We start from the raw sequence: 308 nt of genomic DNA on the forward strand, positions 1-308 counted from the left end.
AGTAGCCCCAGCAGCCCCAGTAGCCCCAGTAGCCCCAGTAGCCCCAGTAGCCCCAGTAGCCCCAGTAGCCCCAGTAGCCCCAGTAGCCCCAGTAGAACCAGTCACACCAGTAGAGCCGGTAACTCCGGTAGCCCCAGTAGCGCCAGTGTTACCAGTAACGCCAGTAGCCCCAGTAGAACCAGTAGCCCCAGTAGAGCCGGTAACTCCGGTAGCCCCAGTAATACCAGTAGCTCCGGTGTCACCAGTAACGCCAGTAGAACCGGTAGCTCCAGCAGAACCAGTCACGCCAGTAGAACCGGTAGCTCCAG

1 protein-coding gene is annotated in these 308 nt (G+C 60.4%); it reads right to left on the reverse strand.

Translation table 11 applies throughout. From position 1 onward, the window contains the following. The coding region (locus tag ACIQ7T_RS13580) for a hypothetical protein (protein WP_402870964.1) at positions 1-308 on the reverse strand (308 nt) is incomplete at both ends.

The sequence above is a fragment of the Lysinibacillus sp. NPDC096212 genome (assembly GCF_044763105.1).
Lineage (GTDB): Bacteria > Bacillota > Bacilli > Bacillales_A > Planococcaceae > Lysinibacillus.